General features: G+C 40.3%; 12 protein-coding genes and 1 riboswitch. Of the genes, 3 read left to right on the forward strand and 9 right to left on the reverse strand.

Going from position 1 to position 12,829, the window contains the following annotated elements:
• Positions 1-14: 14 nt before the first annotated feature.
• Positions 15-539, forward strand: a complete 525-nt coding sequence (locus A6M13_RS08580; protein WP_066545000.1) for a tubby C-terminal domain-like protein — start codon at positions 15-17, stop codon at positions 537-539.
• A gap of 177 nt (positions 540-716) precedes the next feature.
• Here the strand turns inward: A6M13_RS08580 and A6M13_RS08585 are convergent, their stop codons facing one another.
• The 5 genes from A6M13_RS08585 to parE all read right to left on the reverse strand — a co-directional run bounded on the left by A6M13_RS08585 (position 717) and on the right by parE (position 8,417).
• Positions 717-1,610: a sensor domain-containing diguanylate cyclase gene (locus A6M13_RS08585; RefSeq protein WP_066545001.1), complete on the reverse strand. Its 894-nt coding sequence runs from the start codon at positions 1,608-1,610 to the stop codon at positions 717-719.
• A 425-nt stretch (positions 1,611-2,035) separates the two neighbouring features.
• Positions 2,036-2,743, reverse strand: a complete 708-nt coding sequence (locus tag A6M13_RS08590; protein WP_066545061.1) for a DsbA family oxidoreductase — start codon at positions 2,741-2,743, stop codon at positions 2,036-2,038.
• A gap of 10 nt (positions 2,744-2,753) precedes the next feature.
• The gene (locus A6M13_RS08595) at positions 2,754-3,866 is read right to left on the reverse strand and encodes an NADH-dependent flavin oxidoreductase (RefSeq protein WP_066545063.1); all 1,113 of its coding nucleotides are present in this window, start codon (positions 3,864-3,866) and stop codon (positions 2,754-2,756) included.
• A gap of 154 nt (positions 3,867-4,020) precedes the next feature.
• Entirely contained in the window at positions 4,021-6,435 is a 2,415-nt protein-coding gene (gene parC, locus A6M13_RS08600; RefSeq protein WP_066545002.1) for a DNA topoisomerase IV subunit A, read from the reverse strand.
• Positions 6,432-8,417 (reverse strand): DNA topoisomerase IV subunit B, encoded by a 1,986-nt coding sequence (gene parE / locus A6M13_RS08605; RefSeq protein ID WP_066545003.1) that lies wholly within the window; start codon positions 8,415-8,417, stop codon positions 6,432-6,434. The genes parC and parE overlap by 4 nt, the downstream gene beginning before the upstream one ends.
• Before the next feature lie 429 nt (positions 8,418-8,846).
• Here parE and plsY point away from each other — a divergent pair, with 429 nt between their 5' ends.
• Both plsY and A6M13_RS08615 read left to right on the forward strand, forming a co-directional pair.
• Complete coding sequence (gene plsY / locus A6M13_RS08610; protein WP_066545006.1) at positions 8,847-9,446, forward strand: glycerol-3-phosphate 1-O-acyltransferase PlsY; 600 nt, start codon at positions 8,847-8,849, stop codon at positions 9,444-9,446.
• A 94-nt stretch (positions 9,447-9,540) separates the two neighbouring features.
• Positions 9,541-9,834, forward strand: a complete 294-nt coding sequence (locus A6M13_RS08615; RefSeq protein WP_066545008.1) for a HesB/YadR/YfhF family protein — start codon at positions 9,541-9,543, stop codon at positions 9,832-9,834.
• A gap of 53 nt (positions 9,835-9,887) precedes the next feature.
• Here A6M13_RS08615 and A6M13_RS08620 read toward each other — a convergent pair whose 3' ends face one another.
• The 4 genes from A6M13_RS08620 to A6M13_RS08635 all read right to left on the reverse strand — a co-directional run bounded on the left by A6M13_RS08620 (position 9,888) and on the right by A6M13_RS08635 (position 12,774).
• The gene (locus A6M13_RS08620; protein ID WP_066545012.1) at positions 9,888-10,073 is read right to left on the reverse strand and encodes a hypothetical protein; all 186 of its coding nucleotides are present in this window, start codon (positions 10,071-10,073) and stop codon (positions 9,888-9,890) included.
• Between the two features lie 120 nt (positions 10,074-10,193).
• On the reverse strand, positions 10,194-11,018 hold the full coding sequence (locus tag A6M13_RS08625) for an undecaprenyl-diphosphate phosphatase (RefSeq protein WP_066545014.1): 825 nt from the start codon (positions 11,016-11,018) through the stop codon (positions 10,194-10,196).
• Positions 11,019-11,167: 149 nt separating this feature from the next.
• Positions 11,168-12,106 carry a homoserine O-acetyltransferase MetA gene (gene metA, locus A6M13_RS08630; RefSeq protein WP_066545015.1) on the reverse strand — a complete coding sequence of 313 codons (939 nt, stop codon included), beginning with the start codon at positions 12,104-12,106 and terminating at the stop codon, positions 11,168-11,170.
• An 84-nt stretch (positions 12,107-12,190) separates the two neighbouring features.
• Positions 12,191-12,281: riboswitch (SAM riboswitch) on the reverse strand.
• A 70-nt stretch (positions 12,282-12,351) separates the two neighbouring features.
• Positions 12,352-12,774, reverse strand: coding sequence for an acyl-CoA thioesterase (locus A6M13_RS08635; protein WP_066545016.1), 423 nt, complete (start codon positions 12,772-12,774; stop codon positions 12,352-12,354).
• Between the last annotated feature and the right edge of the window lie 55 nt (positions 12,775-12,829).

Genomic DNA, 12,829 nt, shown 5'->3' on the forward strand with positions numbered 1-12,829 from the left:
AGCGAGGGACAAAGATGACTATTTATACGTATACGGAATCGACAAATATTGATTCCACTGCACCTGTACCCGTTGTATGTGAAGGACAAAACGTTTTCACGTATAATCGTGTATACAGCAATAAACTGAAAAAAATTTTAGACGCGGCACTTGATTTCCGCTATTTTGTACAATACGATGTGCATGATTTACAAGGTGAACAGCTATTTACGATCAAAAAATATGCACGTAAACGCCGTATTATTTACAATGCGCGGGATAAAGAAATGAAGTTTTTAATTTCATATGACGGCCAATTCGTCATGATTCCTGAATTGCATATTCATCGTGAAGACGGCATGAAAATGGAATTGCATAAAAACATTGATGATTGGTCCATTTTTAAAGATGCTACAACGGAATACGCGCGCTGGAACTCCGCATTTGACGAGCAAACAGAAACGTTTCAAATGACGCTCGAAGTCATGCAGGAACATCCTGTCATGACGCCTGCCCATTATATCGGCATTGCACAAATGACATTGTTTATTGGTGGTTAAAAAAGCAGACTGGGACCAAAAGAAATATCCTTCAGCAACGACAACTGCTGAAGGATATTTTCTGCTTTTGGGGCTGAAGTCACCGCTTGTATTGGGACACACCAGCATATTTTTCTCATCTCAATACGCGCATTTTCATCAGAAATAGGTTTCTATCTCAAGCTCTTATTCGTATCATTAAATCATCGCGATTTGATATTCGTGTGTGCTAGATAGCTTTACTTTATGTACAACTTCATCTACTTCAACTAAAAGCTGTGTCGCTGTGTAGTCATAATGATGGCTCATAATACCACCCATACTCGCTGGAATTGTTAACGTCACATCATCAATTGTTGCCGGTGCTTCTAAACGCGCTGTTAACGCATGTAATAACTCTCGTACTTTTGTAGCGTTCGCATGCAGCACTTTAATGACAAATTCGTCCCCGGCTAAACGATACACTTTTACATCGTCTGATACAAAGCTTTGGAGTACACTGCCAACATAACGAATGGCTTCGTCTCCTAAATCATAGCCGTATTTTTCGTTAATGCGTTTGAAATCATCAATATTTAACATTAATACCGCATATGGAATACGCTCCTGCTCACCATTACGTAGCAACACTTCTAAATCTTCTAATAATGCCACACGGTTTGGCAACTCACTTAATTTATCAACATACGCATATAGCGCTAATTGTTCTTCTAATTCTTTCTCGACCGAAATGTCACGAATGACCATGACCATATGTGAAAACTCACTACCTTCATAGACAGGTGTGCCGTGAATTTGTGTCCAAACCCAGCCCTTTTTGGCGTGTAAACAACGTACTTCTAAAAAGCTCGATGCTTTCTCAGTAATCGTCTGTTCAAACCATTTCGCAAATGTTTCAACATCCGCTTCATAAATATTGACGAAACCACGTGCACGTTGTAACGTCTCGACATCATAGCCAAATGTTGTATACAAGCCTGGTGAAATATATAAATGCTCTTTTTCTGCATTCATAATGACAATTACTTCTTTAATCTTTTCCGCAATGATATGGAAATGCGGTTCCTGCTCTAAAAACTGTGCTCTATTCATGTTCAAATTCCTCCCATTGCGTTGTCATCCTTTCGTTTATTATAAACAGTTTTGCCCTCTTTCCACTACGTTTTTTCATAAAAATCCTTTGATTTGTCAAATTTGCAATAGTAGTTCAGCAATTCTGACAATCCAAAACATTTCTAACAAGATGATTGATGAAATATAAACGTAAAAAAACTGGGACAAAAAGAAATACCCTCCAGCAACGATAACTGCTGAAGGATATGTTTCTGCTTTGTGTGCTACGCCGCATAGCAGACGCATTTAGCGAGCGTGACTTCATCTAACCTTTTCGCGAAAGCTGAAAAAATAGATACTCCGCTCCCATTACGCCCGTAAAAGTCGATGATTCTGTTGTCACATACGAGCCAATTGCTATGACCTCAATGTAAAGTAATACCTCGGCTCATCTGTGTTTGATATTAAATACTACAGCCGTCATCGCCACAAACGTCCGCATTGCCACCTTTTTGAATTAGACCAGGTGTAATCCCTTCCTCTTTTGCCACTTCACGTAACGTATCGTTGAATACTTCTTGTGGCTGCGCGCCTGCAATGCCGTATTTTTTATTAATGACAAAGAACGGTACACCGCGCACCTGTAGTTGCTGTGCAATTGCCTTATCTTGCTCAATATCTGTACTAAACATTTTCGTATCCGCTAATACTGCGCGCACATCATCTAAGTTTAGACCTACTTCTAATGCGAGTTTCACAAGCACATCATGCTGTCCAATCGCTTGTCCCTCTGTAAAATAAGCTTTCATTAAACGTTCCGCAAACTCGCCGTCTTTATGAACGGTCTCGGCATATTTTACAAGGCGATGTGCATCTAATGTGTTTTGATTTAGCATCCCATCCACATCATACTGTAAGCCAACTTCGGCTGCACGTGCTGCAACACCTTGTGACATTTCCTTCGCCTTTTCAGGTGTTGTGCCGTATTTACGTGCTAAAACCGTATGCACCGGCTCCATTGAATCTTTTGGCGTTGTTGGATCAAGCTCATATGCCTTTAACTTTACATCAACCTTCCCTGTTAAACCTGTTGCAGCAATCGCTTGCTCTAATTGGCGCTTCCCAATATAACAAAACGGACATACATAATCCGACCAAATTTCTACTTCAATTGTTGACATCCTATTTTTCCTCCTGTGCAACCGTAAACCAACCTGGGATTGTTGTAATCATCTCCCAAAGTGACTGCGGAATATCTAATTCATCTTTTTTGCTAGTATATAGCATCGTATGCACCGCGTCATCTAAACCGAGTGCCATTTTTTCATACCAATCTGGGTCATAAATCAACGCATGCCCAAGCGACACAAGTGGCACAGTCGCTAATGCCTCCTCGACTTGCTCACGCGTTTGTAAAGCACCTACGCCAATAACAGCTAACTCTTCACCAACGGCTTGTTGCAGCAGTGCAACACGTGATGTTGTATCTTCTGCATCACGCATCGAGCCACCATCGAACTTACCCACTGATGCGTGAACGTAGTCCAATGGTGTCTTCGCAAGTGCACGCACAAATGCGAGTGTGTCGTCCATCGTAATACCGGGCTCTTCGCGCTCCTCCGGTGATACACGGTAGCCAAATACAAATGGCTTCTTCGCGTATTCTTGAATCATATGTGCACATGCTTCGACAACACGTAACGGGAATGTAAAACGGCGCTCCACATTACCGCCCCATTCGTCATCACGCTGGTTTGAGTGCGGAGAGACAAATTGCTGTAATAAATACGTGTTTGCTCCGTGTAACTCAACGCCATCAAAGCCTGCTTCAATAGCACGTCTTGTTGCCTCCGCAAATGCCGTAATTAACGCTTCAATCTCTTCATGTGTTAAGGCGCGTGGCGTTGGCATATTCGGACGAGGCGCCGCAATCGCACTTGCTGACACGACTTCTTTTCCTAGTTGGTACTTCGGATTGGCCATACGTCCACCATGATAAATTTGCAGCACCGCTTTCGCACCGCCATCTTGAATACTTTTCGCAACTTTCGCTAACTCTTGAATATCGTCATCCTGTGTAACTTTCAGTGAATCTGGAAACGCAATCCCATTATCCATAATATATGCACACGCCGTAATAATCATACCAATCCCACTTTTTGCACGGCGATAATAATACACTAATTCTTCATCTGACACACGACCATCCGCTGTCGAGGCAGAAATCGTCATCGGTGCCATCACAATACGGTTTGACACCGTTACCCCATTTTTAAACGTAAAATTGTCTTTCATCACATGAACCCAACCCTTTCTTCTAAGAAGTTGGCTTCATTGTATCTTATTCCGAGTGAAAACGTCGCCTTTTTTTATAAAATTCATGCTAAAGACTGAAAAGCCAAACGCAATGTCATCGACACAACGTTTGGCTTTTTCGTCTCTTTTTCGTTTACGAGCGCTTTACATATAATAATTCGCCTTCTGCTGGTACATCTACTTTCGCTGAACCGTTTGAGTAACGGTCGGTACGTGTTAATGACATCACTGCTATCGTTTCTTTCACACCGGCTGTTGTATGCAATTCAATCGTATGCCCTGCACGAACAATCAGTGTCGCAAAAATGCGATGTGGATTCGCTTTTAGCTCTTTCAGTGTCACGACACCGCGTTTACCACGTGTTCCTACTTCAATTTCGCGTACGGCCATGCGTTTCACATTGCCTCGCTGCGTAATAATTACAAGATCATCATCACTTTCTTTATCAACTGCTTGAATCGATGCAATTACTTCATCATCTTTTAACGCAAATGCTTTCACACCAGCTGTACGTAAGCCTGTCGCTGGAATGTCATCCAGTGGGAAACGAATTGCATAACTTGTATTCGCGAGCACAAGCAATTCTTGCTCGGCAAGTACAACTGCTGCGTATATCATGTCATCGCCTGCTTTTACATTCATCGTTTTCGCAGCTTTATTATAGCGAGCTAGTTTATAGTCTGCTAATGCTGTACGCTTCATCTGACCATTTTTCGTTGCTGTCACAATAAAGGCATCACGTTCATCAAAGTTTTCTAAACCAATTGCTTGAATAATTTCCTCGTCCTTATCGAGCGTGATGATGCTCGACATATGTTGTCCAAGGTCTTTCCAACGAATATCTGGTAATTCGTATACCGGCTGGTACATAAAATTCCCTTTATTCGTGAACAACAGTAAATGGTGCTGTGTATTCATACTTTGTTCTAACAGTAAATAATCGGAGTCTTTCATCGCGAAATCTTGACCGTTTGATGCATTGTATGAGCGAGGACTTGTACGTTTGACGTAACCATCTTTCGTTACCGTCACAATTGTTTCTTCTGACGGGACAAGCACATCCATCGTTAATTTAATTTCTTCGACTTCTGCTTGAAGCTCTGACAGACGCGGGCTTTCAAAGCGTTTACGCACATCTTTCAGTTCATTTTTCAGCACCGTTACTAAACGACGGTCACTTGATAAAATACCTTCTAGCTTATCGATTAATTTACGCAATTGCTCTTGCTCTTCTTCAAGCTGTGTAATATCTGTATTTGTTAAACGGTATAACTGCAGACTCACAATTGCTTCTGCTTGGATTTCCGTAAATGCAAAACGCTCGATTAAATTGTCTTTTGCGTTACGTTTATCGGTTGACGAGCGAATCGTTTCAATCACTTTATCAAGCACCGATAATGCTTTCACAAGACCTTCGACAATATGCATACGGTCCTTTGCCTTTTGTAAATCATACGTTGATCGACGTGTCACCACTTCTTTTTGGTGGTCGATATACGCATCTAGCATTAATGGCAATGTCATCATCGTTGGACGACGATTATGAATCGCAATCATATTAAAGTTATACGTTACTTGTAAGTCCGTCACCTTTAATAAATATTGTAAAATCGCATGCGCATTTACATCTTTCTTTAGCTCAATAACGATGCGTAAGCCTTCGCGGTCTGATTCATCACGCACTTCTGAAATACCTTCTAAACGCTTATCTAGACGTTGCTCGTCAATTTTCTTGACTAAATTTGCTTTATTCACTTCATACGGCAATTCTGTAATCACAATTTGCTCTTTATTGCCTTTTAACGGCTCAATCGTTGTTTTTGAACGTACGATAATTTTGCCTCGGCCTGTCTCATATGCCTTTTTGATACCATCTGCACCCATAATAATCGCGCCTGTTGGGAAGTCTGGTCCTTTAATAAACTGCATAAGTTCATCTACTGTCGATTGTGGATGATCCAAGCGATGCAACACACCATCCAATACTTCCGCTAAATTATGCGGTGGAATATCCGTTGCGTACCCCGCTGAAATCCCTGTAGAACCATTCACTAATAAGTTCGGGAAGCGTGCTGGCAACACAGTTGGTTCCATATCTTGGTCATCAAAGTTCGGCACAAAGTCCACCGTTTGTTTTTGAATATCACGTAATAGTTCAGCTGCAATGCCCGATAAACGCGCCTCTGTATAACGCATTGCGGCTGCTGGATCACCGTCAACAGAACCGTTATTGCCGTGCATTTCAATTAAACAATGGCGCGCTTTCCAATCTTGGCTCATACGCACCATTGCTTCATATACCGATGAATCACCATGTGGGTGGAAGTTACCGATAACATGACCAACTGTTTTGGCTGATTTTCGGAATGGCTTATCAGACACATTCCCTTCACTATACATCGCATATAAAATACGACGCTGTACCGGCTTTAACCCGTCACGCGCATCCGGTAACGCACGGTCTTGAATAATATATTTAGAGTAGCGGCCAAAACGATCCCCTACGATTTCTTCTAATGGTAAATCTTGAAATTTTTCAACTGTCATCCTTGTGCGTCCTCCTCATCATGATGAATGTAGTCATTGTCTAAAATATTCGCATCATCTTCCATACTGAAATCGACATTTGACTCAATCCATTTACGACGTGGCTCTACTTTATCGCCCATAAGTGTATTAATACTTTTTTCTGCACGTACGGCATCGTCAATTTTTACACGAATTAATGTACGCGTTTCAGGATTCATCGTTGTATCCCATAATTGGTCGGCATTCATCTCACCTAACCCTTTATAACGCTGTAACATATAGCCTTTACCGACTTTACGAATCGTTTCGCTTAATTCTTTTTCCGTCCATGCATACTCGATAACTTGCTTTTTCCCTGTACCTTTAGACACTTTATAAAGCGGTGGCAAAGCAATATACACTTTCCCTGCTTCAATTAATGGACGCATATAGCGGTAGAAGAATGTCAGCAATAACACTTGAATATGCGCACCATCCGTATCGGCATCGGTCATAATAACGACTTTATCGTACGCCGCGTCCGCCACATTAAAATCAGGTCCTACACCGCCACCAATCGCATGAATAATCGTTGAAATTTCTTCATTTTTCATGATGTCGTTGAGCTTCGCTTTTTCGGTGTTTAGCACTTTTCCGCGCAGTGGTAAAATCGCTTGGAATGTACGGTCACGCCCTTGTTTTGCCGAGCCGCCCGCTGAGTCACCCTCTACTAAATACAGCTCATTTTTTTGCGCATTGCGTGACTGTGCAGGTGTCAGCTTTCCTGACAATAACGTCGATGATTTTTTATTTTTTTTGCCGTTACGCGCATCTTCACGCGCTTTACGAGCTGCTTCACGCACTTGTTGCGCACGAATAGCTTTACGTACGAGGCTTGCAGATAGCTCTGCATTTTCTTCAAGCACATATAATAACTTTTCAGATACGACACTATCTACTGCCGAACGTGCTTCAGATGTGCCGAGCTTTCCTTTTGTTTGCCCTTCAAATTGCAGTAAATGTTCAGGAATACGTACCGACACAATCGCCGCTAAGCCTTCGCGAATATCTGTACCTTCTAAGTTTTTGTCTTTATCTTTTAATAAGCCTGTTTTACGTGCATAATCATTGAACACACGCGTCATCGCAGCTTTAGCACCTGTTTCATGCGTTCCACCATCACGCGTACGCACATTGTTTACGAATGATAAAATCGTTTCAGAATACGCATCGTTAAATTGGAAAGCAAACTCCACTTCGATATCATCTTGTATACCATCTACATATTTCACCGGATGCAGGACATCTTTATCTTCATTCAAATATTCAACAAACGCTTCAATGCCGTTTTCATAAAAATAAACATCATGTGCCGTTTCTTCTTGACGTTCGTCAATTAGCTCGATTTTTAATGCCTTTAGTAAAAATGCCGATTCACGTAAACGTTCTGCAAGCGTGTCAAAATTAAATTTTGTCGTTGAAAAAATCGTAGCGTCCGGTAAAAAGTGAACCATTGTGCCACTTTCACGCGTATTGCCGATTTCTTCTAATGTCGTTACAGGCTTTCCGCCATCTTCAAAACGCTGTCTAAATTTTTTACCGTCGCGACAAATTGTTACTTCTAAAAAACTTGAAAGTGCGTTTACAACTGATGAACCGACCCCGTGTAAACCACCACTTGTTTTATAACCACCTTGCCCAAATTTCCCGCCTGCATGAAGCACCGTAAAGATAATTTCTGGCGTTGGCTTTCCCATTTTATGCATCCCTGTAGGCATACCACGTCCATAGTCACGCACTGAAATACTATTATCTTGATGAATTTTCACGATAATGTGTGAGCCGTAGCCTGCTAGCGCTTCATCGACTGCATTATCGACAATTTCATACACAAGATGATGTAGTCCTCGTGCATCTGTTGAACCAATATACATCCCTGGACGTTTACGAACTGCTTCTAACCCTTCTAATACTTGAATTGCGTCATCATTGTACGCATGTTGCACTTGTTTATTCGCCAAATTCAAAACCTCCGAACACTCGTTCTATAAATACTATTATTAATCGTATACGAACCGTTGCGACGTGTCAATGTTGTTTGTACGTACAGTGTCGCTACTTAACAAAAATTCATTTTAGCAAAGTTCCTACATTCATGAAAGAAAAATCCTTCCAAATATTTGACTACGTTCACGTTTCCACCATTTTCTCAGAAAAAAACATATTGTCTACATTTTTTTGTGGCAGACTGTTTAATATACAAGAAAACAACTAAAAACGTAAGCACTAAATCACCTTTTTATTTATATCACAATAATATTTTAGGCAAAAATAATGGATTTTTCACAAAGTTACATAAAAGGAATTGTACAATAAGCATGACAATGATACACTTATACGTAACTATCAGTTATTAGCACCTAGTCATAAAGAAAGAGAGGCGCTCGCACATGGCATTAGCACTTATTCTCGTTGCAGCGTATTTAATTGGTTCGATTCCTTCCGCTTTATGGATCGGCAAACTATTTTATAACAAAGATATTCGACAAGAAGGCAGCGGAAACCTTGGTACGACGAATACTTTTCGCGTTTTAGGAAAACCAGCAGGCATCGTTGTGTTATTAATGGATATTTTAAAAGGAACGGCAGCTGTATTACTAGTTCACCTATCGTACTTTGCCGATGTATCCATTCATCCATTATTACTCGGGATGATTGCCGTTATTGGTCATATGTATCCTATTTTCGCTGGCTTCCGTGGGGGCAAAGCAGTTGCGACAAGCGCAGGTGTCGTACTGGGCTATGCACCGATTTTATTTATTTCACTGGCAATTATATTCGTCGTTTTACTAAAGCTCTTTAAAATGGTGAGTCTATCCTCTATTTTAATCGCCATTATTGCCTTTTTATATTCAATTGTAGCGTATTTCTATACAGGCGACTGGGTATTTACGTTAATGATCGCGGTACTTGCGACATTTATTATTTATCGTCACCGAGAAAATATTCAGCGTATTAAAAACGGTACAGAATCAAAAGTTAATTTTTAATGTAAAAAAGGAATTGCTACATGCTTGTAGCGATTCTTTTTTCATTTTCCACACAATGCGCTATACTAAAAGCACAAAGGAGAGTGGCACGTTCATGAACATTATTGTAAGTGAAGAAGCATTTGCGTGGTTTACACGTGAAATGGAAGCTGAAGCTGGAGATTATATTCGTTTTTATGCCCGCTATGGTGGCTCCTCTAAATTTCATGAAGGGTTTTCACTCGGCATGAATCGAGAATTACCGCATGAAATTGGCGTTGAAACAATCGTTGATGGCATTCACTTTTATATCGAAGCACGAGACGAATGGTTTTTTAACGAACATGATTTACACGTTCACGTCAATACCGCACTTGACGAACTAACGTATGAATACCATGCTACATAAAAAACAGGAGCAACCGATAAGCATTCGGCTTGCTCCTGTTTTGTTGGGAAAGGTCATTTCTTCCCACGATTTGTTACATACATAAATAGTTCTAATACAACAATTAAAATAAATCCGATTACTGCTGTGTTGGCAACAGCTTTTTGTGGAATTCCTCCGTACACAGCTGTTAGTACAGCGAATGCGATGATTAAGCCACCAAACACACCTATGTAAAGTGGGGCACGTTTTAATTTCATCGGTTCTACACTCCTTCCAATAAAAAGGTCTAACAGCCTTTTTATACGCCACTCTTGTTAAAAAAGCAACCATTTACGCACAAAAAAGCAATGCCTTCGTAAGGACATTGCTTTTTCCGACTATAAAAAGACAATAACAGCTAATACAATAGCTAAAATAATACGATAAATTGCAAATGGCATTAACTTAATACGTGAAATCAGTTGCAAAAAGAACTTAATAGAAATAAGCGCAAACACGAATGCACTTATAAAGCCTACTACGTAAAATGATAAATGGTCCATTGAAATGGCGTCCCAATTTTTAATGAGTGACAGCCCTGATGCACCCATCATGATCGGTACAGCCATAATAAAAGTAAAATCTGCGGCTGTTTTATGGTCTAAGCCTAATAATACCCCACCTGAAATCGTTGCACCTGAACGTGAAAACCCTGGCCATAGCGATAAACATTGAATAGCACCAATTTTAAATGCTTTTGTATATGTAATATCGTCAAGCGTTGTCACAGACGGTTGCTTTGGGCCCATTTTATCCGCAATAATCATTAAAATGGCACCAACAAGTAAACCAACAATGACCGTTTCAATACTGAATAAATGGTCATCAATAAAGTCTTCCAATAACACACCTAAAATACCGGCTGGAATAATCCCAACGATTACATGTAATACGTTAAATGTCGTTTGCGCTTGCCCTTCTAGCTTATATAAACCCACAATGCTTAAAATACGTTTCCACATGACAAACACAACAGCCAAAATGGAGCCGAGCTGAATAACAATTTTAAAGGTATTCGCTGAAGGGCCTCCTAAAAACTCGTCTGTTTTCAGCCATAAATCATCAAAAATAATCATATGTCCTGTCGATGATACGGGCGCAAACTCCGTCATCCCTTCAACAAAACCAAGTAACAAAGCTTTTAATAATTCCATAATTTCCATCTATCCACTAACCTCTCTTCATCATATACAAGCACGAAGTTATAGACGCTTTCCATACAAAAAAGATGCCGAATATTTCGTTCGACACCTTTTTTTGTACGTTACCTATGAATATCCGTAGATACATTCCTTTTTTCGTTACGAAGTTGTTAAATATGATACTCCACATATTCATCAATGTAATCCCATTCGTATGGTGTTTCTTGGTATACATAATAGTTTAACCAGTTTGAGAACAGTAAATGTGAATGCGCGCGCCACGTATTCAGCGGAATTTGTGTCGGATCATCATTTGGGAAATAGTTTTTTGGTAGTTCCACTGCAGGGTCCTTTTCAATATCGCGGAAATACTCATCCGATAATGTGGTTGCATCATATTCTAAATGCCCCGTTACCATAATATCGCGCGTATCTTTTGACATCACAATAAACACGCCTGCATCGTCCGAATACGATAATAAGTTCAAGTACGGATGTTGACGCACTTCATCAATGGATACCGATGTATGACGTGAATGTGGCGCTACATAAATATCGCTAAAGCCACGCACTAAATCAACGGTTAAATCTGTAATAACATGCGAGTACACACCTGAACATTTTTGCGGCAATTCATACTTGCCAATGCCGTAATGATAATGAAGTGCAGCTTGTGCGCCCCAGCAAATGTAAAGGCTCGATGTAACATTTTCCTTTGCCCAGTCCATAATATCTGTAATTTCTTGCCAATAACCAACCGCTTCAAACTCCATTTTTTCAACAGGCGCCCCTGTAATAATCATGCCGTCAAAGCGACGATTTTTAATATCATCAAATGTTTTATAAAACAAATCTAGATGATTTTTCGATACATTTTTCGAACGATAAGTCGCTGTATTTAAAAACGTAACATTCACTTGTAATGGCGTATTCCCAAGTAAACGCAGTAACTGCAATTCTGTTTTTTCTTTTTCAGGCATTAAGTTCACAACTAAAATATTAAGCGGTCGAATTTGCTGTGTTTTCGCACGGTCCTCCTCCATAACGAAAATCTTCTCCTGGCGCAACAATTCGCCTGCCGGTAGTGATTTTGGAATATTAATTGGCATTGATAAGTCCCCCCATAACGATAATTGGCCATAAAAAAACTCCTTATCTATACACAGATAAGAAGTTTGTATGTAGCCATCCGTCTCTTATCTGTCTGGAATTAGCACCTTTCTACGTAGGTAGAGGTTGCTGAAGTGTCATAGGGCCAAGTCCCTCAACTTCTCTGGATAATCGTCTTATTCATTTAATGGATTCATACTACCATGTTTTTGTTTTTTTGACAACATTTAAAATTATCTAATAACTATTGTTCCGCTTTAATTTCATGGTATTTCGCATCCCATTGTGGTGCGATTTTATTAAACGCAACAGGTCGAAACGTTTCCTTCTTTACAACGGTATGTTCAGACTCACCTGTTACCGCAACCGTCCCGTCCTCATGAACAATTTCATAGCCATATGTCGTGCGTACGCGCGTATGATTTTTCACCCATGTACGAATTACCGCTTTTTCGCCATAGCGAATCGGCGTTTTATATTGCACATTAATACCGAGAACTGGCGACATATACCCTTGCTCCTCTAGCTCAGCATATTTAAAGCCAATTTGCTCGATTAATTTCGTGCGTCCTACTTCCATCCAAATCACGTAGTTGGCATGATACACAACGCCCATTTGGTCTGTTTCTGCATAGCGTACTTCAATCGCTGTTTCATTAATTACCATTTCTTCACCTCGCCCTTTATGATACACGTTCATTCGATGATTTGTCATACATTGT

It is taken from the genome of Caryophanon tenue, assembly GCF_001700315.1.
Taxonomy (GTDB): Bacteria; Bacillota; Bacilli; order Bacillales_A; family Planococcaceae; genus Caryophanon; species Caryophanon tenue.